The following is an 18,655-nucleotide window of genomic DNA, read 5'->3' on the forward strand; positions in this document are numbered from 1 at the left end:
GGTCCGCTCGCTCATCTCAGTCGTCCGCCGGGGCTTCCTCTTTCTGCTGCTCGTCGCCCCACGAGAACAGGGAACGCAGCTCGGCGCCGACCTGCTCTATCTCGTGGTCCTGTTCGGCCTGCCGGTACTGCTTGTAGCTGGGCCGGTTGGCCTGGTTCTCGGTGATCCACTCGCGGGCGAACTCGCCCTGCTGAATCTCCTCTAAGATGTCCTCCATCCCCTCGCGGTTGATGACTTCCTCGCCGCGGGTGAGGCCGCCGTACTCGGCGGTGTCGGAGACCGAGTTCCACATCTCCATGTGGCCGCCCTCGTACATCAGGTCCACGATGAGCTTGAGCTCGTTGAGACACTCGAAGTAGGCCATCTCCGGGGAGTAGCCCGCGTCGACGAGGGTCTCGAAGCCGACTTTCACCATCTCCGTGACGCCGCCACACAGCACCGCCTGCTCGCCGAAGAGGTCGGTCTCGACCTCTTCCTGGAACGTCGTCTCGATGACGCCCGCTCGCGTACAGCCGATGGCCTTGGCGTAGGAGAGCGCGCCCTCCTTTGCCGTACCGGTGGCGTCCTGATACACTGCGATAAGACCGGGCGTCCCCTCGCCGCGGTCGTAGGTCCGGCGCACGAGGTGACCGGGGGACTTCGGTGCGACCATCGTCACGTCGACGCCCTCCTGGGGCTCGATCTGGCCGTAGTGGATGTTGAACCCGTGGGCGAACTGCAGCGTGTCACCGGGTTCGAGCCCATCCGAGATGGCCTCGTAGACCGCGGGCTGGACGGTGTCGGGGACCAGCATGACGACGCGGTCGGCCTCGGCGGCCGCCACGTCGGGCGTCTTGACGGTCAGTCCCGACGCCTTGGCGTCCTCCCGCGAGGATGACCCCTTTCGGAGGCCGACGATGACGTCGACACCGGAGTCGTGAAGGTTCAGCGCGTGGGCGTGGCCCTGGGAACCGTAGCCCAGGACGGCGACCGTCTCGTCGGTTACGTGCGATACGTCGGCGTCGTCGTCGTAGTAAACTGTCGTGTCGAGTTCGTCAGTCATGTTTCTCCAGTGTCTTGGGGCCTCGTTCCAGCGCGGCGGCCCCCGTCCGCACGACTTCCTGCACGTCGAACTGCTTGAACGCCTCGACGGCGGCGTCGATTTTCTGCTTGCTGCCCGTGATTTCGACTGTCACCGACTCCGTGGAGGCGTCGACGGCCTGGCCGTCGTACATCTCCGCCACGGCGTTGACGTCGTCGGGTTTCTCCCCACCGACCTTGATGAGCGCGAGTTCCCGGCGGAGCGCAGTCGGGTCCAGCTCCGTCACCTCGATGACCGGAACCAGCTTCCGCAGCTGCTTTTTGGCCTGGTCGATACCGGGTTCGGGCTCCTCGATGAGGATGGTCATCCGGGCCGTGTCCGAATCGACCGTCGGCCCCACGGTGAGGCTTTCGATGTTGAACTGCCGCCGGGAGAAAAGCGCCGAGACCTCCGACAGCACGCCGGGCCTGTGTTTGACCAGCGCCGACAGCACGGCTTGGCGCGGCTCGTGAGTCGCTTCCGCCTCGGGGTCGATGCGAATTCCCTGTGAGTTCCGTCGTCCCTCCGGCTGCATCCGGTCGTGGGGCGCCGGGCCGGGCATTCCACCAGTCATTAGAGTTCCTCCAGATGGTCTTCTTTCAGTGCGAACTTCCCGTTGTCACCGCCGCTTGGGACCATCGGGAAGACGTTCTCCCCGGGGTCGATGTGAGCGTCGATGACGCTCGGGCCGTCGTACTCACGGGCGGCCTGAATCGTCTCCTCGACGTTTTCCTGTGCTTCCAGCCGGAAGCCGCGGGCCCCGAAGGCCTCGGCGAGCTTGTCGAACTGGGGTATCCACGGGTATTCGGAGGCCATCCGGCGGCCCTCGTAGAACCCGTCCTGCCACTGGCGGACCATCCCGACCGCCTCGTTGTTCAGGACGACGTAGGTGATATCGAGCTGTTCGCGAACCGCGACGGAGAGGCCCTGAACCGTCATCAGGAACGAGCCGTCGCCGTCGAAGCAGACGACCTCCTGGTCCGGGGCGGCCAGTTTCGCGCCGATGGCGGCGGGGACGCCATACCCCATCGTCCCGAGGCCGTGCGAGGAGACCCAGGTGCGGGGCTCGGTGTACTCCCAGAACTGGGAGGCCCACATCTGGTGTTGGCCGACGCCGGTACAGACGATGGTGTCGTCCGGCGTCATATCGGAGAACGTCTCGACGACGTACTGCGGTTTCAGCGGCTCGTCGTCGGGCGTGTCGTAGGTCATCGGGTACTCCGATTTCCAGGTCTGGCACTGCTCGCGCCACTCGTCGGCGTCCGGGGCGCTTGGGACGGCGTCGAACAGCTGGCGCAGGACCTCCCGTGCGTCCCCGACGAGCGGGTAGTCCGCGTAGATGTTCTTGGATATCTCCGCGGGGTCGATGTCGACGTGGATGACCTCCGCGTCGGGGGCGAAAGAGTCGACGCCGCCGGTCAGGCGGTCGTCGAAGCGGGTCCCGATGGCCAGCAGGCAGTCGGTGTTCGAGATGGCCAGGTTGGCGTAGCCGGTGCCGTGCATGCCGGCCCATTCGAGCGACAGCTCGTGGTCCTCCGGGAAGGAGCCGATTCCGGGCATCGTCGTGATGACCGGAATCTCGTACTCCGTGGCGAACTCCCGCAGCGCCGACGAGGCGTCGGCCTTGATGACGCCGCCGCCCGAGAGGATGACGGGCCGGTCGGCGTCGGCGAAGGCCTCGGCGGCCTCCTGGACGGCCTCGTCGTCGGCCTCCTCGGGGACCTCGTAGGTGTCCGGCGTCGTCGCCTCGCCGGGTTCGACGTCGGTCTCGCCCTGCGTGATGTCTTTGGGCAGGTCGACGAGCGTCGGCCCCTGACGGCCGGCGTCGGCCAGCGCGAAGGCCTCGCCGACGTTGTCGCCGACGGTGTCTGAATCGGACGCGAAGTAACTCTCCTTGGTGACCGGCTGGGTGATACCCACCGTGTCGGTCTCCTGGAAGGCGTCGTTGCCGACGAACTCAGTGGGGACCTGCCCGGTGAGGGCTATCATCGGGTCCGAGTCCATGTTGGCATCGGCGATACCGGTGACGAGGTTGGTCGCGCCGGGGCCTGACGTCGCAAAACAGACGCCGGGCTTGCCGCTGACGATACCGAAGGCGTCGGCGGCGTGGGAGGCCCCCTGTTCATGGGCCATCGTCACGTGGTTGAGGTCGGAGTCGTACAGCGCGTCGTAGACGGGCATGATAGCGCCGCCCTGAACGCCGAAGATGTACTCCGCGCCGGCGTTTTCCAGTGCACGGACGACGGACTCGGCGCCGGTGGTGACCGGCGACTGTTCCGCGTCCGCGTCGGCGGGCTGTTCGTCCGCGGCGTCGTCTTCCGCTGGCGGTGCGTGTTCGCTCATAACTGTCCTCCGGTGGTGTGCTGTCGGTACGGTCGTCGTGTGTGTGCTGTGTGCATAGCTGGGGTGTCTGGTGGGTGGTAGGTAGTCGGTACGGGCCGTGACGGAAGTGGGTGATGTGGGGCTATACCGCCCCTACAATACCGACTTCGCGGAGAAGAAGCGCACCGCTGGCGGCCGGGCGACCCGAGGTGCCAGCGTACGCCGTCATCGTACCCTGAGTCTGTCCGCGATAGGTAATAAACGTTCTGTGATAGGTCGTGGCGAACGCCGTGTACAGCCCGGAGTGGGCGTTGCTGTCGGTGCGTCTCGGCGACCGAACCCGAGGTCATGGGCCTACGCCCGGACCTCCTCGCTCTCCTCTTCGACGCCGACCTCCGTGGCGAACCGCTCAAGCACGCTCATCGTGACCTGCTCTTTCTCCGCGCCGAACTCCTTGACGCGGCGGGTCACCTCCCGCACTTCGGCGTCGGTCGGGTCGTAGCCCGCATCGACCAGGCGCTCGCGCACCGAGTGGGCGCCGGTGTGTTTCCCGAGCACCAGCTCGCGCTCGGCGCCGACCATCTCGGGGGTCATGACGCCGGGCTCGAACGTGTCGGAGTTCTCGATGACGCCCGCCGCGTGGATGCCGCTCTCGTGGGAGAAGGCGTTGCGCCCGACGATGGGCTTGTTGGCCGGCACCGGGATGTCCGACTTCTCCTCGACCAAACGGGACAGCTCCGTGATGCGGGTCGTATCGATGCCCGTGTTCACGTCGTAGAGCGATTCAAGCGCCATCACGACCTCCTCGTAGGCCGCGTTACCGGCCCGCTCGCCGATACCGTTGACCGACACCTGGGACTGGCTCGCGCCCGCCTCGAAGCCGGAGATCGCGTTCGCCGAGGCGAACCCGAAGTCGTCGTGCGTGTGGACGTCGATTCTCGCGTCCGTGTGCGCGTCGACGATCTCGATGAGGTCGTAGAATCTACGGGGCGTGGCGACCCCGCAGGTGTCGGGGATGTTTATCCAGTCCGCCCCCGCGTCCGATGTCGCCTCGATGACCTCGATGAGGAACTCCTCCGAGGTCCGGGTGGCGTCCATCGGCGAGAACATGCACTCGGCGCCCGCCTCCGTGATGCGCTCGACGGACTCGACGGCCGAGTCCAGCGCCTCCTGACGGGTCGCGTGCATGGAGTCTTGTAACTGTACGTCGGACGTCGAGACGAAGGTGTGGACCATGTCCACACCCGAGTCCAGGGCCGCCTCGATATCCTTCTCGACCACGCGCGCCAGCCCGCACGTCGTCACATGAGTGGACTCGGCGATGTCACGGACCGCCTCGAACTCCGCGTCGGAGTTGACGGGGAACCCGGCCTCGATGACGTGGGTGCCCATCTCGTCGAGTACGGCCGCTATCTCGCGTTTGTCCTCGTAGTTGAACGACGTGCGTGGCGACTGCTCGCCGTCGCGCAGCGTGGTGTCGAAAATGCGTGCGTCTGTTATCTCAGACGTGGAATCCAGTGTGCCCTGGAAGAACTCGATCCGCCGGAGATCCCGACGTGCCCTCGTTGTTGGACATAAGCAGGTGATAGTGGACCCTTCCAGTACTTATAGTTGTTCATCGGAGTGGCGCCGGCGACCCTCGACGCCGGGACGGGTGCCCGGGCCGTTCGTTACCTGCCCTCTCTGTCTCTGCAAGCAGCAGGTATTATCGACCGGCGCTCATTGTTCGCTACGATGACAGTTACGTTCACCGAGGACGACGAGGGGAAGATAGTAGTCGATGCGGGCGAGACGACACTCGGCCGAGTGAGCGAGGTCGGCACTGAGACGGTGTCCGTCGACCCCGACCCCGGCCTCGCTGATTCGCTTCTGTCCGACCTCGGCTGGGGGAGTACGACCGACGAAGACTACACGGTACATCAGGACGCCGTCGACACCAAAACCGACGAGAAAATCTATCTGCAGGGACACCTCTAGTCGGTCCCACCACATAACGCACGACAGCCGTCAGACACGGGGGCAGGGATTTTTGCTGGTCGCACGCATGCACACGGAGTATGAGCGATTTCGAGGGGCTGGACCTGCAGGCAGTGGAGGACCAGATGGCGGCCGACGAGGAGACCGGCGGGAGCCACCGGCTCGTCCTCGGGGTGCTGGACGGCACGACCGACGACGCGGAGTGGGTCGAAGCCATCGAGGACGGGCAGGTGCTCGTGTTGAACGTCGAGGGTGACCTGAACGAGCTCGCGTCGGGGTTTGCCCGCCCGGTCAAGGGCGCCGGCGGCGACCTGATGCATTTCCGGGGCTTTCTCATCGTGACGCCGGCGAGTGTCACCATCGACAAGAGCCGGCTGAACACCTGAGCGCGTCGCCGTCGACCGGCGGCGCGGTCACTCACCGACCAGCGTCACGTAGTGGCCGTCGGGGTCACGAATACGCACCCCGTCGTCCACGGACGTGACCGCCAGCGCGTCGTCGGCCACCTCGCGGGCGACCGCACCGGGGTCGGCAGCGCCGACGCCGAAATCCACGTGGACACCACCACGGGCGTCGGCGATGCCCAGCCGCGGCGACCAGAGTTCGAGGTCGAACTCGCCGGTAGTGAGTCGGACCCGACCGTCGTCACGGCCGTCGTCGACGACGTCAAAGCCCAGTCGCTCGTAGAACTCGACCGCCACGCCCAGCTGCTCGACTTCCAGTACCAGTTCGAACAGATCGCCGACGCCGCTGTGTTTGGCTTCCAGCGGCCGCTCGCCCAGCTCCACGCAGTTGCCCTCCGGGTCGTAGAAGTACAGCGACCGCGCGTCGCCGAAGGTGTGCTCGACGAGGTCGAAGCGCTCGTCGAGCCGGTCGTACCAGTCGTCGTACTCCCGGTCCGGGACCGTCAGCGCGAAGTGGGTGTGGAGGCCGCCGCGGGGCACCGGACCGGGCGCACGCAGGCAGATATCCGTCTCCCCGGCCGCGAGCACGGCCGCCCCCTCGCTGGCCTCTACCGCGTCGAGTTCGAGGAAGGCCTCGTAGAAGGCGGTCAGCCGGTCGGGGTACTTCGCCTCCAGCGTGAGCCACTCCGGGGCAGCGAGCATAGGGAGGCGTTGGTCGCCGACCCTGAAAACTGTCGGCCCGGTGGACGGGAGCGACTGGGCGGGAACACGGCGCCCGTTAGTTAGACCCTTTATCCTCGCTGGGACCGTATCACCGGGCATGCCAATGAAAGGAGACGGCGTGGCGACGAACTGGGTCGAAACGAATCGCTGGGACCGGGGGGCGAGCTGGATCGCTTACCCCGACGAGACGATGCAGCGGGCGAGCCACGTCCTCGGGACCGACGCCGGTGCCATCGTCGTCGACCCCGTCGACGGCGACGGCCTCGACGACCTCCTGACCGAGTTCGGGGAGGTAGCCGGCGTCGTCCTCCTGCTGGACCGCCACAAGCGCGACTCGGCGGCTATCGCGAAACGCCACGACGCCCCCGTCTACGTCCCCGACGCGCTCGCCGGCACGGAAGACGACGTCGACGCCCCCACCGAGCGGGTCCACCGACAGATTCCGGGCACCGACTACGGGATTCACGAGCTCACGAGCAACGCGGTCTGGAAGGAGGCCGCGCTGTACGGTGACGAAGACGACACGCTCGTCGTTCCGGAGGCCGTCGGGACAGTCGACTACTTCCTGGCCAGTGGCGAACGGCTCGGGGTCCACCCGATGCTCCGGCTGACGCCGCCGACGAAGCTGAACCGCCTCGACCCCGACAGGCTCCTCGTGGGCCACGGCCACGGCGTCATGGACGACGCCAGTGGGGCTCTCGCCGAGGCGCTCCGTGGCTCTCGCGGGCGGATGCCGGGACTGTACCTGAAGAACCTGAAGTCGTTCGTCCTGGGATAGCCCCTCGTCCGAACCGGTCGGCCCGGGGGACCGGCGACGGGGTTATACGACCACCGCCCGAAATTCCGGCGTGGTGTACGTTACACGCGGTCTCGTCGAAACGTTGCTGGGAATGGCCCAAGAGGCCGAGCCCGACGGCGTGACTATCTCGCTGGCGGTCACCAGAGCCGAGGAGCTGCCGGAGGCCGACCTGGACCCGGAGACGCCGGTGTTTACCGACTTCTACCTGCCGTCGGCCGGGAGCTCGGTCAACGCCGTCTTCGGAATGGACCTGGGGACGCCCGCCGGCCAGACGCAGGGCCGTTTCGTCTCCCACCCGGACGGCTACATGGGCGTCAGCAAGCTCGACGACCTCCACGAGGTCATCTTCGTCGCTATCCCGCCCTGGGACGACGAGAGCTTCGGCGCGTTCGACCGGTCGGGACGCACCGTCGACGTTGAGATTCTCGATATCGAGCCACCCGAGGAGTCGCTGGCGTAGCTACTCCAGGTAGCCCAGATCACGGAGCTGGTCGGTGATGTCCTGGAACTGCGCCTCCGTCAGCTCCCCCTCGCGCTGGTGCTCGACGACGATGCTGCGAAGCAGGAAGCGGACGAGGTCCGACGTACTGGAGAAGCTCGTCCCCTCGATGGTCTCCTCGACGCGCTCTGCGAGGTCTTTCGGTATCGAGACCGTGGTGTAATCGGCCATATCTCAGCCATGCCACGGGGCCGGAAAACGGTTGTGTCATGCCGGCAGCGACGGCGGAGCCTCGTACTGCCGGTAGTCTCAGCGAAGGTCGTCCGCTTCGGTGTCGAAGTGGCCGGCGGTCGCCGAGCTGGTCGGCGAGAACATCAGCTGAGCGCCGTCCGTCGAACGGCTGCCGAATTCGGGTGTCGGGTACGATTCGTCGTCGGTGGGTGTCGTGATTGTGGTTGTCATCCGGGTGGGTGTGTGGGGTTTCTGCGATGGTGGTCGGTCGACGCATCGGCACGGCGCGAGCGGAGCTTGCGTACAAGCATGAGGTATCACCTGCTTTCGCCCCATCTATAATAAAAGTTCATGATTTATCCCCGGACGGCCGCCAGCACCACTGAGAGCTCTTCACACGACCAGGTGCTGGTCGTAGTCGGTGAAGTTCTCGTAGCCGTCCTCGGTGACAACGGCGATGTCTTCGATGCGGACGCCGCCGATCGCGGGGTCGTACAGCCCCGGCTCGATAGTGACGACGTGGCCGGGTTCGAGCTCCCCGCCGCCCGGCGAGAGCCGCGGGAGCTCGTGGACGTCCAGACCGACGCCGTGGCCCGTCGAGTGGATGAAGCCGGTCTCGGTCCGGTCGTCGCTCCGCAAGGTCGACATCCCGGCGTCCTCGTAGACGTCACAGACCGCATTGTGGACCGCTTCGCCCGTGGCGCCGGGTTCGAGCGCGTCGAAGGCGGCTTCTTTCGCCCGCTCGGTCAGGTCGTACCACTCCCGGACGGCCTCGGAGGGGTCGCCCACACAGAACGTCCGGGTCATGTCGGCGTGGTACTTCGTGGCCTTGCTCTGGGGGAAGATGTCGATTATGATGGGTTCATTGGCGGAGAGGGGACCGCTCCCACGGTCGTGCGGGTCGGCGGCGTCGGCCCCGCAGGCGACGATGGTCTCGTCGAGCGAACAGCCGTGGCGAAGCAGCGTCACCTCGATCTCCTCTTTGACCCGCTCGCTGGTGAGGGGCGCGCCCTCGTGTGTGAGGGTCCCGTCGTCGGCGACTGTGGCCTCCCGGAGCAGGTCCTCGGCAGCGGCCATCGACGCTTCGTTGGCCCGCTGGGCGGCCCGGACGTGGTCTATCTCCTCGGCAGTCTTCGTCGCCCGGATCTCGGTTATCGTGCCGTCGGTGTCGGGCGTCACCTCGACGCCACGCTCGCGGAGGCCGTCGGCTGTCCGCAGGGGGAACCTGGGCGGGACGGCGACGCTGTCGACGTCGTAGGAGCCGAGGAACCGGGCGAGGACGTGCGAGACGGCCGACTCGGACCCGTATTCTTCGACCAGTTCGGCATGGTCGAAGTCGACGTACCGTTCGACGGTCTCGGCGCGGGATTCGCGCTTCGCGCGGCCGAATTCGAGGCTCCGCGGAAAGAGCAGGTGGGTCTCGCCGTCGTACAACGTGATAAAGGGGTCCGGCGCGTCAAAGCCCGAGAGGTAGTACTGGTCCGAGTCCGTCGAGTCGGCGTCGATGAGATAGCCGTCGGTGTTGGTCTCGTCGAGGAACGCGTCGAGCCGGCCGAAGTCGGGGTTCATGCAGGCCCGTCGGGGCGGGGACGCCAAAGGGTTACCGACGGCGGTCGGCCTCGGTCACGCCGTCTCCGATCCGTCCCGGGTCGCGCCCCGGTCGTCGAGCAACCGCTCCGCGACCCGGGCCAGCAGCCACGCCGCCGCGTTGGCGAGGTTCAGCGTCACGACCAGCACTGCGACGCCCAACAGCGAGAACAGAAGCGCGTCAGCCAGCGAGTCGACCGCCCACTCGCTGACCGTCGTCACGACGCCGACGCCGACCAGTAGGTCGCCCCAGGGGACGGTCAGTGACTGTGAAATCGTCACCGACCCCTCCGGGAAGACGCCGACGCGGACGCCCGGTGTATCGTATACGAACGGTGTGACAAGCAGGGTCAGCGCGACCGTCAGCCCCGTGACGAGGCTCGTGAACGCGACGACGCCGACCGGAAACAGCAGGAACAGATACAGGCACTCGCGCCAGGTGGTGCCGTCGAAAAGCAGCGCTTTCGCCCGTTCGCGCGGGCCGCCGTCCAGAAACGGGTAGGACGGGTCGGCGAGGTCGGCACCGAGCAGCGAGGCGGTGAGCCGTCGCTCGGCCGCAGCGAACCCCCGGGCGACCAGCAGCGTCAGGAGCAGTATCGGCACGCCGACGACCAGCGCGGAGAGCGGTATCGCGACCGAGAGGCCGGTCAGCAAGACGTTGAAATAGAGCAGTCCGAGCGGTAACACGAGCGCCAGATACAGGAGGTGGCGGTAGGTCCGCAGGCGGACGGGCGCGGTACACGCAGATCGGAGGGAAGGCATGCAGTCTATCGGGGATGTCTCGACGGACTCACCTAAAGCTGCGGCCGGGCTGTGAGCCCGGAGAGTCGGGGCAGTGATTAATGTACCCGTCGGCGCAACGTCCGACAGATGCAGTCGGCCGGTGACGCCGACGAGGAGCTGCTCACGTTGCTCGACGACGAGAACGCCCGGACGATACTCGTGGTCACCCGCGAGCAGGCGCGGTCCGTCGACAGCCTGAGCGACCGCTGTGGGGCCGACGACTCGACGATATACCGCCTCGTCGACCGGCTGCTCGAACGGGAGCTGCTGACCGAACACCAGGAGCTCGACCCCGACGGCAACCACTACAAGACCTACGCCGCGCGCCTGGAGCGCGTCGAGATACAGTTCACCGACGACGGCGTCCGCATCGAGGTCGACCGGCGCGAACCGCCCGCCGACCGCTTCACCCGACTGTACGAGGAGTTCACCGGATGAGACTGCCCGAACCGTTCCAAACGGCCCCGCCCGCCGCGCCAGCGCTGCAGGTGTCGGTCGAGGGGGGAAGCGCCGCGACCGGGCTGCTTGCGCTCCTGACGTTCTTCGTCGCGCTGGTGCTTTCGGTCCTCGTCACCTACCGGTTCGTCCGCGGATACCTGCGTTCGCGGTCGAAACCGATACTCGGGCTCGCCGTCGGGATGTTCCTCCTGGCACCGGCGCCGATGTTCATCCGCCTCGTCGCCGGGAACCTCACCGCGGTGGCCGAGCCGGTCAGAATTCTCGCGGCGACCACGGTTGAGGCCGCCGGGCTGGTCGTCATCCTCGCCGTCATCTACAGGGGGCGGCCATGACGGCGGAGCTGGTCGCGACGGCCGCGTCGGCTGTCACGGCGACTCTCGGCGCGGTCGTCGCGTGGCTCGCCTTCAGGGGGTACCGGCGCAACGACAGCCCGGTGATGCGGGGGCTCGCAGTCGGTGTCGCCGCCATCGCCGTCGTCCCGTTCTTTCTCACCATCGTCGGTGAGTTGCTCGCGCTGTCGGACGCGCAAGCGCTGCTCGGTATCACGCTCGCTCACACGGTCGGCCTCCTGGCCATCTACCGGACGTTCCGTTCTGACTGATAAAACTTTCGCACGGCTGTGTCGCTCACAGCCGCTGCTCTACATATACCGTCGCCCGGCGGCTCTGTCTACCTGTGATGGAGACTGCGACTCCGGGTGACAGCCTGCGACGGTTCGTCACCGCACCGCTTCGTGTCGGGACGTACAAACGGCTCCTCTATCTCCTGCTTGCGTTTCCGCTGGGGATGCTGTACTTCGTCGGTTTCACTGTGGGGACCTCGACGGGGGTCTCGCTGCTCGTCACTCTGGTCGGCCTGCCGATACTGCTTGCGACGCTCGCGGCGACGACGGCGGCGGCAGGGCTGGAAGCGCGGCTCTCACGCGCCCTGCTCGATATGGAGACGCCGGCGCCGCCGCTGCTGTCACACCCCCGCGAGTGGGCCGTCGACACCGACGAGGAGGGGTACGTGGCCGCGCTGCGGCGCTTTACCCTCGAACCGACGACGTGGACCAGCGTCGGCGTGGTCCTCCTGAAGTTCGTCTTCGGCGTAGTCACGTTCAGCGTGGTCGTCATCGGTGGCGTGACCGTAGCCGTACTCATCCCCGCCCCGCTCGTGTACGACTCTCCCGATACCAGTTACCGGCTCGGCAGCCACGTCGTCACGACGCTGCCCGAAGCGCTGGCGCTGTCGGTGCTGGGGGTCGTCGGTCTCGTCGTCGTCTGTAACCTCTGGAACGCGCTGGCGGCGGTCGGCGGCGTCATGACCGACGCGCTCCTGTCGGTCGGTCGGGAGCGTGAGACGGCGTGACCGCGAGCGCCGGGGCGTCCCGGGCGTTCGACGACAGCGCGGAGCCGGCGGCCGAACGGTCGCCGGCGGAGCTGTTCGGGCTGCTCGACGACGAGTACGCCCGGGAGATACTTGCCTGTCTGGTCGAGGAGCCCAAATCGGCACGGGCTATCGGCGACGCCTGTGACTGCTCGCGGCCGACCGTCTACCGCCGGCTGGAGCGGCTGTGCGACGCCGGGCTCGTGGCCAGTTCGATGCAGTACGACGCGGACGGCCACCACCGGAAGGTGTTCCGGAGTCGACTGGCGGGCGTCAGCGTAGAGCTCACCGGAGACGGCTGGACCGTCGCGGTCGACGCCGTCGGCTCGGACTGAGACTGGTGGCTGTAACAAACCGACGTACTTCGCTACCGCGAATATCTTTACGAACGTACAGCAACCAGTGTAAACTGGTGGTCGGACACCCGTCGCGTCGTGGCCCGCGAACGCCGAGAGCGGTACTCTCTTGTCGCCCGCCCGCAACCGCCCGACCATGGATATCACCATCCGCAACTCGACGGTCGCGGGCACCGCACAGGCCCCGCCGTCGAAGAGCTACACGCACCGGGCCATCCTCGCGGCGGGCTACGCCGACGGCGCCACCGTCAGAGCGCCGCTCGTGAGCGCGGACACGAAGGCGACGATGCGCGCCGTCACGGCCTACGGCGGCAGCGTCGACCGGAGCGACGAGTCAGCCATCGAGGTCACGGGTTTCGACGGCCGCCCCGGGACGCCCGCCGACGTCATCGACTGTGCCAACAGCGGGACGACGATGCGACTCGTCACCGCGACGGCCGCGCTTCAGGAGGGGCTGACCGTTCTCACGGGCGACGACTCCCTGCGCTCCCGTCCCCAGGGCCCGCTGCTGGACGCCATCGGGCAACTCGACGGCCGGGCCGAGAGCACCCGCGAGAACGGCCAGGCTCCTCTCGTCGTCGGCGGCGGCGTCGGCGGCGGGAGCGTCGCCATCCCCGGCGATGTCTCCTCGCAGTACATCACGGCGCTGCTGATGGCCGGCGCGGTCACTGAGGAGGGTATCGACATCGAGCTGACGACCGAACTCAAGTCCTCGCCGTACGTCGACATCACGCTCGAAGTGCTCGCCGACTACGGCGTCACGGCCGAGCGAACGGCCGAGGGCTTCACCGTCGCCGGCGGGCAGTCCTACGACCCCGACGGCGGGGAGTATCACGTCCCCGGCGACTTCTCCTCTATCAGTTACCTGCTGGCGATGGGGGCGCTTGCGGCCCCGGAAGGGATGACCGTCACCTCGGCCGTCCCGAGCGCGCAGGGCGACACCGCTATCGTCGACATTCTCGACCGGATGGGCGCGACCCTCTCCTGGGACCGCGACAGCGGCGAAATCGCGGTCGAACGGAGCGAGCTGACGGGCATCGAGGTCGGCGTCGAAGACACGCCGGACCTCCTTCCGACCATCGCGACGCTGGGCGCGGCCGCCGACGGCGTCACCCGGATCACCGACGCCGAACACGTCCGCTACAAGGAGACCGACCGGGTCAGCGCGATGGCCGAGGAGCTGACCGAGCTGGGCGCCCGCGTCGAGGAGAAACAGGACGAGCTCGTCATCTACGGCGAGGACTCCGAACTGCGAGGCGCGACCGTCGACGGCAGGGCCGACCACCGCATCATCATGTCGCTGGCCGTCGCCGGCCTCGTCGCGGACGGCGAGACGACCGTCACCGGCGCCGAACACGTCGACGTCTCCTTCCCGAACTTCTTCGACCTGCTCGAATCGCTTGGCGGCGCGGTCGAGCGGTAGCTCGCCCCTACAGTTCGGTTCGGAGGCCGTCTTCGTCTGCCCGCTCGATGCCCTCCGGGGAGTAGACCCGGTCTAGCGAGATTCCGATGCCGCGGCGGCGACAGTAGTTGTGGAACCTGGCGAGGCCGCCGTAGTCGTCGAACTGGAGGAGAAACTCCCACGTGCCCGCCCCCCGCGCGTTCAGTATCGTCGCCCCCGTCTCCGAGAGCCCGTGGACGAGACTCTCGCCGTCGTCGGCCCACTCGATGCGGTACAGCCCCTGGTTGTTGACGACGTCGACGGCGGCCAGTCGCCTGACGTGCGGGCTCGTCCGCACCCGGCTCTCGAAGTCGGGCAGCTCCCGTCCGGTCACCCAGATGTAGGGCATCACCTGGTCTGTGGCCGGGATCGCTCGCTCCAGCTCGATGTCCGCTTCGGGGTCCCGCGAGAGGACCGTCCCCAGGAGGAACTCGCCGGAGTCGACCGTCATTTCGGTGATGACTGACATTCTGTGTCAGTAACGCCCCGGCACATATGTATATTTCCCAACACTCTTGCCCGGCGCGTCGGCCCGTACATCTACAAGGTTCAAATGTCCCCGCCCCTCAGACGTTCCTAATGAACGGCAACGAGTTCGGCCGGCTCTTCCGGCTGACGACCTACGGCGAGTCCCACGGGGAAGCGATGGGCTGTACGGTCTCCGGCGTCCCAGCGGGCGTGGAGCTCTCGGAGGCGGAGATTCAGAAGGACCTCGACCGGCGCAAACCCGGCCAGTCGATGATAACGACTTCGCGGGGCGAACCGGACAAGGTGAAACTCAACTCCGGTGTGCAGGACGGCTACACCACCGGCACGCCCATCGGGATGGTCATCCAGAACAAGGACGCCCGCTCGGGGAAGTACGAGCCGTTCATCACGGCGCCCCGCCCCTCCCACGGCGATTTCACCTACTCGGCGAAGTTCGGCACGCGCAACTGGGGCGGCGGCGGCCGCTCCTCGGCCCGCGAGACCGTCAACTGGGTCGCCGCCGGCGGCGTCGCCAAGCAGGTCCTAGAGCAGTCGGAGTACGACATCACGATCAAGGCCCACGTCTGCCAGATCGGCGACGTGGTCGCCGACGACGTGACCTTCGAGGAGATGCTCGAACACAGCGAGGAAAACGAGGTCCGCTGTGGCGACCCCGAGGCCGCCGAAGAGATGCGGGAACTGGCCGACAAGTACCAGAAGGAGGGCGACTCCATCGGTGGTGCCATCTACTTCGAGTGTCGGGGCGTCCCGCGCGGGCTGGGCGCGCCGCGGTTCGACTCCATCCCGTCGCGGCTCGGCCAGGCGATGTACTCCATCCCCGCCGTCACCGACTTCGAACTCGGCATCGGCCGCGAGGCCCGCACCGCCACCGGGTCGGAGTACACGGAAGACTGGGAGTTCGGCGAGGACGGCACGCCGACTCCGGTCGGCAACGACCACGGCGGACTCCAGGGCGGCATCACGACCGGCGACCCAATCTACGGCGAGGTGACCTGGCACGCGCCCGTCTCCTTCCCGAAGACCCAGAAGACCGTCGACTGGGAGACCGGCGAGGAAAAGGAGATAACGGTGACGGGCCGGCACGACCCCGTCCTGCCGCCACGCGCCGTTCCGGTCGTCGAAGCGATGCTCTACTGCACCATCCTCGACTTCATGCTGCTGGCCGGACGTATCAACCCGGACCGCCTCGACGGCCGCGCGGGCGAGTACGACACCGACTACCACCCCTCCAGCCCGCAGAACGACCCCGAGGACGCCGACACGCACGCAAAGACCGTCGACGAGGACTGATACGGACGGTTGTAGCAGTTACCCGGTAATCGACCGTCCCCGGCGGGCGATACCGGTAAGAGACTACAAGCGTGCGTATGCATATGGACGCCAACCAAGAGTCGATGTCGAACCCGTTCGGCATGGACGAGGAGTGCCAGAACTGCCCGGAACTCTGTGAGACTCGGGAAACCGTCGTCCACGGCTACGGCGACGTCGGCGCGGAGTTCATCGTCCTCGGCGACTCGCCCGCCGCAGGCGCCGACGAGTCGGGGATCCCCTTCACAGGCGAGCAAGAGCGTGAGCTGCTGGATATCCTCGACGCCGTTGACATGGTCGAAGATCCCGACGCGGCCGAGCCCGAACTCAAGAACACCTTCCTGACCTACGTCACCCGCTGTCGCCACCCCGAGCGCCCGGCGACCGACGAGGAAGTAATCAACTGCGAGCCGTATCTCAACAGCGAGATACGGATGATAAACCCCGAGCTACTGCTCCCGGTGGGCCAGCGCCCCCTCGAAGAGCTTGCCTTCGAGTATACGACGCTCAGCGAGGACGAGCTGGACATCGAGGAGCGCCACGCGACGACCATCCGGGGTCGGGGCTTCGAGATTCTCCCGATGCTTCCGCCGGCCGAACAGACCGACGAGGAGCGGACGGCCTTCCTCGATCACTTCAGCGACGTGCTGGGACAGGATTACCGACAGACGAAGGGTCGACGGGGTCGTTGACGACCGTCGGCATCCGGAAGGCAAGCTGTCGGGGTCGTTGACGACCGACGGCAGCGGTCAGTCCGTCGGGGTCGTTGACGACCGACGGCAGCGGTCAGTCCGTCGGGGTCGTTGACGACCGACGGCAGCGGTCAGTCCGTCGAGGTCGTTGCGAACCGAGCGTCTCAGTCAGTCAGCGCCTCGGGCGCGACGAGGTCGTCGTACGCTTTCGCGGCCCGCAGCCGCTGCTGGGCGTCCTCGCGGTACCGCGTCGCCCGGTCCGTGTCCCCCTGTTCGCTGGCGTAGGTGGCGCCGCCGAGCCACTCGACGGCCTGCCAGAGACAGGTCGCCTTCTTGCGCGCGCGCTCGCAGTCCTCGCGGACCGGCTCGCTGTCGGCCCGTGCCACCGCCGCCGTGAAGCGGTCGACGCTATCCTCGAACTCGCTTGCCGCGTCGTCGAACCCGCCCCGGGCCAGCGTCGTCTGGCCCGACTCGAAGCGGCCCAACGCTTCGGTCGTCCGTCGGCGACCCTCGATGTATTTCACGTGACCGACGCGGTACTCCCGCCCGGCGGCCGCGTCGCCGTGTGGCGACGCCACCTGGTCGCACTCTGAACAGAGCACCGTCGGTTCCCCTTCGCCCGCTACCTGATACGTAGTGCCACAGCCGTCACATCGGTATGTTTCGGTCGATTGCATGCATCCCCGGCCCCCTGTGGTTACTATACACTGAGTTGACAATGTATAAATAAGTGTTGCTAGCGTGTCTCAGGGACGGCCCGTCCGCCGCGTCCGGAAGACCGTCACCGCGGACTCCACTCTTCGCGGACCGCCTCGATAGCCGTCGCTTCTCCCCGTAGCGACGGGAGTTCCCAGACGATGTCGGTCAGGGTCACGATACCGACCAGATCGACCCCGTCGAGCACGGGGACTTTCTTGACGCCCTCGTCGGCCATCAGCCGGGCGACCGTCCCGACCGCCGTCGACGGCGTCGTGGTGACGGCGAGCCGGTGGGCCACCTCGCGCACGTCGATGGCAGCGAGCGGGCGGCCCGTGTCCCTCGCGGCCCGCAGTACGTCCGACTCAGTGAGGATGCCGAGCGGGTCACCGCCCTCGACGACGATGACCGACCCCACGCCCGCGTCCAGTAGCCGGTCGGCGGCGACTGCCAGCGTCGCGTCGACGTCGACGGTGACTACCGCCGTCGACATGAGTTCGCGGACCTGCATACCGGCACATTGGGACGGAGTGGCATAGTTCGTCCGGCGAGTCCGGAACCGACTAACCGTCCTCGCTCCGAGGAGGACGTATGACCACGGTTGCTGTACTGGCGGACCCGCCGGTCGAGGGGAACGTCTTGCCGGAGCTAGCTGCTGGACCGCTCGATGAGTCGGAAGCGGCCGCGTTGTACTCGGCGATGCTCGCCGACATCTGTCGCGCCGTCGAGGCCAGCGGTGCCGAATTGCTGGTGAACTACCGGCCCGAGGAACAGACTCCCGACGGCGTCGACCCCGAACGCGCGGTCCGCGAGCCACTCGATGCGGCCCTGCAAGAACCCGACAAAGCCCGCTACGAGGTCCAGGTCGGGTCGAACCACGCGGCCCGCGTCGGCAACACCGTCACGCACCTGCTGGAGCGCGAGGGCGTCAACACCGTTGCCGCCGTCGAACCGAGCGCGGGTCTGTTGACCCGTCAGCTCATCGACAGCGCCGCGATGAAACTCCGCTCTTCGGGCGTCGTACTCGGGCCCTCGACGGACGGGCGAGTCTACTACGCGGGGTTCGCCGAGCCCGTCGACTTCGATGACGCGTACGCGACCCCGACCGTCCAGACGCTCACCGACCGGGCGATGGACAGCGACCTGGGGGTGGATTTCATGCCGACGACACCGGTCGTCGAGACGCCGGCGGACCTCAAGACCGTCGTCCCGCTACTTCGTGCCCGCCACCGGGCAGAGCGCGTCGTGCCACCGCGGACGACGACGCTCATCAACGAACTCGGCCTTCGCGTGACGGCCGACGGCGAGCTGGTCCGGGACTAACCGACAGGCCTTAGGGCGGACCCCCGCAATCATCGTCTGCGGTGGGGTGGCAGAGCGGCCTATTGCGCCTGCCTTGAAAGCAGGTATCCTCACGGATTCCTGGGTTCAAATCCCAGCCCCACCGTATTCTTGCGGCGAGCAATTCGCGAGCGGCAGATACGTCACCTGGGTTTTGACGTAGAGAAGGTGGAGCACGAG

25 protein-coding genes and 1 tRNA gene are annotated in these 18,655 nt (G+C 67.1%); 14 read left to right on the plus strand and 12 right to left on the minus strand.

Translation table 11 applies throughout. The annotated features are described in order from the left end of the window. Nucleotides 1-16: 16 nt before the first annotated feature. The 4 genes from ilvC to VJ162_RS02880 all read right to left on the minus strand — a co-directional run bounded on the left by ilvC (nt 17) and on the right by VJ162_RS02880 (nt 4,984). Nucleotides 17-1,042, minus strand: coding sequence for a ketol-acid reductoisomerase (gene ilvC, locus VJ162_RS02865; RefSeq protein WP_324662253.1), 1,026 nt, complete (start codon nt 1,040-1,042; stop codon nt 17-19). Then, the gene (gene ilvN, locus VJ162_RS02870; protein WP_407066821.1) at nt 1,035-1,634 is read right to left on the minus strand and encodes an acetolactate synthase small subunit; all 600 of its coding nucleotides are present in this window, start codon (nt 1,632-1,634) and stop codon (nt 1,035-1,037) included. Before ilvN ends, ilvC begins: the two co-directional genes overlap by 8 nt. Beyond that, a complete protein-coding gene (gene ilvB / locus VJ162_RS02875; RefSeq protein ID WP_324662255.1) occupies nt 1,634-3,403 on the minus strand; it encodes a biosynthetic-type acetolactate synthase large subunit in 1,770 nt (589 codons plus the stop codon). The genes ilvN and ilvB overlap by 1 nt, the downstream gene beginning before the upstream one ends. A gap of 333 nt (nt 3,404-3,736) precedes the next feature. After that, a complete protein-coding gene (locus tag VJ162_RS02880; RefSeq protein WP_324662966.1) occupies nt 3,737-4,984 on the minus strand; it encodes a LeuA family protein in 1,248 nt (415 codons plus the stop codon). 132 nt (nt 4,985-5,116) lie between these two features. Between VJ162_RS02880 and VJ162_RS02885 the strand changes: the two genes are divergently transcribed. Continuing rightward, entirely contained in the window at nt 5,117-5,359 is a 243-nt protein-coding gene (locus VJ162_RS02885) for a hypothetical protein (protein ID WP_324662256.1), read from the plus strand. Nucleotides 5,360-5,439: 80 nt separating this feature from the next. After that, complete coding sequence (locus VJ162_RS02890; RefSeq protein WP_324662257.1) at nt 5,440-5,745, plus strand: DUF5779 family protein; 306 nt, start codon at nt 5,440-5,442, stop codon at nt 5,743-5,745. A 27-nt stretch (nt 5,746-5,772) separates the two neighbouring features. On the opposite strand, the gene VJ162_RS02895 is transcribed toward VJ162_RS02890, so the two are convergent. Then, nucleotides 5,773-6,465, minus strand: a complete 693-nt coding sequence (locus VJ162_RS02895; protein ID WP_324662258.1) for a VOC family protein — start codon at nt 6,463-6,465, stop codon at nt 5,773-5,775. Between the two features lie 118 nt (nt 6,466-6,583). Here VJ162_RS02895 and VJ162_RS02900 point away from each other — a divergent pair, with 118 nt between their 5' ends. Then, on the plus strand, nt 6,584-7,264 hold the full coding sequence (locus VJ162_RS02900) for a hypothetical protein (protein WP_324662260.1): 681 nt from the start codon (nt 6,584-6,586) through the stop codon (nt 7,262-7,264). Between the two features lie 70 nt (nt 7,265-7,334). Beyond that, nucleotides 7,335-7,745 carry a hypothetical protein gene (locus VJ162_RS02905; protein WP_324662262.1) on the plus strand — a complete coding sequence of 137 codons (411 nt, stop codon included), beginning with the start codon at nt 7,335-7,337 and terminating at the stop codon, nt 7,743-7,745. On the opposite strand, the gene VJ162_RS02910 is transcribed toward VJ162_RS02905, so the two are convergent. The 4 genes from VJ162_RS02910 to VJ162_RS02925 form a co-directional block, all read right to left on the minus strand. Next, complete coding sequence (locus tag VJ162_RS02910) at nt 7,746-7,955, minus strand: ribbon-helix-helix domain-containing protein (RefSeq protein WP_004593281.1); 210 nt, start codon at nt 7,953-7,955, stop codon at nt 7,746-7,748. It lies immediately after the preceding gene. Nucleotides 7,956-8,033: 78 nt separating this feature from the next. Continuing rightward, entirely contained in the window at nt 8,034-8,186 is a 153-nt protein-coding gene (locus VJ162_RS02915; protein WP_324662263.1) for a hypothetical protein, read from the minus strand. 162 nt (nt 8,187-8,348) lie between these two features. After that, nucleotides 8,349-9,524: a Xaa-Pro peptidase family protein gene (locus VJ162_RS02920; protein WP_324662264.1), complete on the minus strand. Its 1,176-nt coding sequence runs from the start codon at nt 9,522-9,524 to the stop codon at nt 8,349-8,351. Nucleotides 9,525-9,578: 54 nt separating this feature from the next. After that, entirely contained in the window at nt 9,579-10,304 is a 726-nt protein-coding gene (locus VJ162_RS02925; RefSeq protein ID WP_324662265.1) for a sensor domain-containing protein, read from the minus strand. 108 nt (nt 10,305-10,412) lie between these two features. On the opposite strand from VJ162_RS02925, the gene VJ162_RS02930 reads away from it, so the two are divergent. The 6 genes from VJ162_RS02930 to aroA all read left to right on the plus strand — a co-directional run bounded on the left by VJ162_RS02930 (nt 10,413) and on the right by aroA (nt 13,931). Beyond that, nucleotides 10,413-10,763, plus strand: coding sequence for an ArsR family transcriptional regulator (locus VJ162_RS02930; protein WP_324662266.1), 351 nt, complete (start codon nt 10,413-10,415; stop codon nt 10,761-10,763). After that, entirely contained in the window at nt 10,760-11,116 is a 357-nt protein-coding gene (locus VJ162_RS02935; RefSeq protein WP_324662267.1) for a hypothetical protein, read from the plus strand. Before VJ162_RS02930 ends, VJ162_RS02935 begins: the two co-directional genes overlap by 4 nt. Beyond that, nucleotides 11,113-11,385: a DUF7521 family protein gene (locus VJ162_RS02940; protein WP_324662268.1), complete on the plus strand. Its 273-nt coding sequence runs from the start codon at nt 11,113-11,115 to the stop codon at nt 11,383-11,385. The genes VJ162_RS02935 and VJ162_RS02940 overlap by 4 nt, the downstream gene beginning before the upstream one ends. A 77-nt stretch (nt 11,386-11,462) precedes the next feature. Continuing rightward, complete coding sequence (locus VJ162_RS02945) at nt 11,463-12,134, plus strand: sensor domain-containing protein (RefSeq protein WP_324662270.1); 672 nt, start codon at nt 11,463-11,465, stop codon at nt 12,132-12,134. Further along, a complete protein-coding gene (locus tag VJ162_RS02950; RefSeq protein WP_324662271.1) occupies nt 12,131-12,487 on the plus strand; it encodes an ArsR/SmtB family transcription factor in 357 nt (118 codons plus the stop codon). Before VJ162_RS02945 ends, VJ162_RS02950 begins: the two co-directional genes overlap by 4 nt. Before the next feature lie 157 nt (nt 12,488-12,644). Then, nucleotides 12,645-13,931: a 3-phosphoshikimate 1-carboxyvinyltransferase gene (gene aroA, locus VJ162_RS02955; RefSeq protein ID WP_324662272.1), complete on the plus strand. Its 1,287-nt coding sequence runs from the start codon at nt 12,645-12,647 to the stop codon at nt 13,929-13,931. Between the two features lie 7 nt (nt 13,932-13,938). On the opposite strand, the gene VJ162_RS02960 is transcribed toward aroA, so the two are convergent. After that, nucleotides 13,939-14,418 carry a bacterio-opsin activator domain-containing protein gene (locus VJ162_RS02960; RefSeq protein ID WP_324662273.1) on the minus strand — a complete coding sequence of 160 codons (480 nt, stop codon included), beginning with the start codon at nt 14,416-14,418 and terminating at the stop codon, nt 13,939-13,941. Nucleotides 14,419-14,528: 110 nt separating this feature from the next. Between VJ162_RS02960 and aroC the strand changes: the two genes are divergently transcribed. After that, nucleotides 14,529-15,728 carry a chorismate synthase gene (gene aroC, locus VJ162_RS02965; protein WP_324662275.1) on the plus strand — a complete coding sequence of 400 codons (1,200 nt, stop codon included), beginning with the start codon at nt 14,529-14,531 and terminating at the stop codon, nt 15,726-15,728. An 83-nt stretch (nt 15,729-15,811) separates the two neighbouring features. Then, complete coding sequence (locus tag VJ162_RS02970; RefSeq protein ID WP_324662276.1) at nt 15,812-16,438, plus strand: uracil-DNA glycosylase; 627 nt, start codon at nt 15,812-15,814, stop codon at nt 16,436-16,438. Between the two features lie 164 nt (nt 16,439-16,602). Here the strand turns inward: VJ162_RS02970 and VJ162_RS02975 are convergent, their stop codons facing one another. Then, complete coding sequence (locus tag VJ162_RS02975) at nt 16,603-17,115, minus strand: hypothetical protein (RefSeq protein WP_324662277.1); 513 nt, start codon at nt 17,113-17,115, stop codon at nt 16,603-16,605. 104 nt (nt 17,116-17,219) lie between these two features. Beyond that, nucleotides 17,220-17,645 (minus strand): CBS domain-containing protein, encoded by a 426-nt coding sequence (locus VJ162_RS02980; RefSeq protein WP_324662278.1) that lies wholly within the window; start codon nt 17,643-17,645, stop codon nt 17,220-17,222. 80 nt (nt 17,646-17,725) lie between these two features. Between VJ162_RS02980 and VJ162_RS02985 the strand changes: the two genes are divergently transcribed. Together VJ162_RS02985 and VJ162_RS02990 are read left to right on the plus strand one after the other, a co-directional pair. After that, the gene (locus tag VJ162_RS02985; RefSeq protein ID WP_324662280.1) at nt 17,726-18,457 is read left to right on the plus strand and encodes a hypothetical protein; all 732 of its coding nucleotides are present in this window, start codon (nt 17,726-17,728) and stop codon (nt 18,455-18,457) included. Between the two features lie 40 nt (nt 18,458-18,497). After that, nucleotides 18,498-18,581, plus strand: a tRNA-Ser gene (locus VJ162_RS02990). Nucleotides 18,582-18,655 lie beyond the last annotated feature (74 nt).

Origin of the sequence: Haloarcula sediminis, assembly GCF_035656455.1 — an archaeon.
GTDB classification, from domain to species: Archaea; Halobacteriota; Halobacteria; order Halobacteriales; family Haloarculaceae; genus Haloarcula; species Haloarcula sediminis.

What these genes read in the sequence shown, in the direction of transcription:
- VJ162_RS02885 (WP_324662256.1), top strand. Translation starts at nt 5,117, where the DNA reads ATGACAGTTACGTTCACCGAGGACGACGAGGGGAAGATAGTAGTCGAT.
- VJ162_RS02985 (WP_324662280.1), top strand. Translation starts at nt 17,726, where the DNA reads ATGACCACGGTTGCTGTACTGGCGGACCCGCCGGTCGAGGGGAACGTC.
- ilvN (WP_407066821.1), bottom strand. Translation starts at nt 1,634, where the DNA reads ATGACTGGTGGAATGCCCGGCCCGGCGCCCCACGACCGGATGCAGCCG.
- ilvB (WP_324662255.1), bottom strand. Translation starts at nt 3,403, where the DNA reads ATGAGCGAACACGCACCGCCAGCGGAAGACGACGCCGCGGACGAACAG.
- VJ162_RS02935 (WP_324662267.1), top strand. Translation starts at nt 10,760, where the DNA reads ATGAGACTGCCCGAACCGTTCCAAACGGCCCCGCCCGCCGCGCCAGCG.
- VJ162_RS02940 (WP_324662268.1), top strand. Translation starts at nt 11,113, where the DNA reads ATGACGGCGGAGCTGGTCGCGACGGCCGCGTCGGCTGTCACGGCGACT.
- VJ162_RS02925 (WP_324662265.1), bottom strand. Translation starts at nt 10,304, where the DNA reads ATGCCTTCCCTCCGATCTGCGTGTACCGCGCCCGTCCGCCTGCGGACC.
- aroC (WP_324662275.1), top strand. Translation starts at nt 14,529, where the DNA reads ATGAACGGCAACGAGTTCGGCCGGCTCTTCCGGCTGACGACCTACGGC.
- VJ162_RS02930 (WP_324662266.1), top strand. Translation starts at nt 10,413, where the DNA reads ATGCAGTCGGCCGGTGACGCCGACGAGGAGCTGCTCACGTTGCTCGAC.
- VJ162_RS02945 (WP_324662270.1), top strand. Translation starts at nt 11,463, where the DNA reads ATGGAGACTGCGACTCCGGGTGACAGCCTGCGACGGTTCGTCACCGCA.
- VJ162_RS02970 (WP_324662276.1), top strand. Translation starts at nt 15,812, where the DNA reads ATGGACGCCAACCAAGAGTCGATGTCGAACCCGTTCGGCATGGACGAG.
- VJ162_RS02915 (WP_324662263.1), bottom strand. Translation starts at nt 8,186, where the DNA reads ATGACAACCACAATCACGACACCCACCGACGACGAATCGTACCCGACA.
- VJ162_RS02920 (WP_324662264.1), bottom strand. Translation starts at nt 9,524, where the DNA reads ATGAACCCCGACTTCGGCCGGCTCGACGCGTTCCTCGACGAGACCAAC.
- VJ162_RS02895 (WP_324662258.1), bottom strand. Translation starts at nt 6,465, where the DNA reads ATGCTCGCTGCCCCGGAGTGGCTCACGCTGGAGGCGAAGTACCCCGAC.
- VJ162_RS02900 (WP_324662260.1), top strand. Translation starts at nt 6,584, where the DNA reads ATGCCAATGAAAGGAGACGGCGTGGCGACGAACTGGGTCGAAACGAAT.
- VJ162_RS02890 (WP_324662257.1), top strand. Translation starts at nt 5,440, where the DNA reads ATGAGCGATTTCGAGGGGCTGGACCTGCAGGCAGTGGAGGACCAGATG.
- VJ162_RS02975 (WP_324662277.1), bottom strand. Translation starts at nt 17,115, where the DNA reads ATGCAATCGACCGAAACATACCGATGTGACGGCTGTGGCACTACGTAT.
- ilvC (WP_324662253.1), bottom strand. Translation starts at nt 1,042, where the DNA reads ATGACTGACGAACTCGACACGACAGTTTACTACGACGACGACGCCGAC.
- VJ162_RS02910 (WP_004593281.1), bottom strand. Translation starts at nt 7,955, where the DNA reads ATGGCCGATTACACCACGGTCTCGATACCGAAAGACCTCGCAGAGCGC.
- aroA (WP_324662272.1), top strand. Translation starts at nt 12,645, where the DNA reads ATGGATATCACCATCCGCAACTCGACGGTCGCGGGCACCGCACAGGCC.
- VJ162_RS02980 (WP_324662278.1), bottom strand. Translation starts at nt 17,645, where the DNA reads ATGCAGGTCCGCGAACTCATGTCGACGGCGGTAGTCACCGTCGACGTC.
- VJ162_RS02960 (WP_324662273.1), bottom strand. Translation starts at nt 14,418, where the DNA reads ATGTCAGTCATCACCGAAATGACGGTCGACTCCGGCGAGTTCCTCCTG.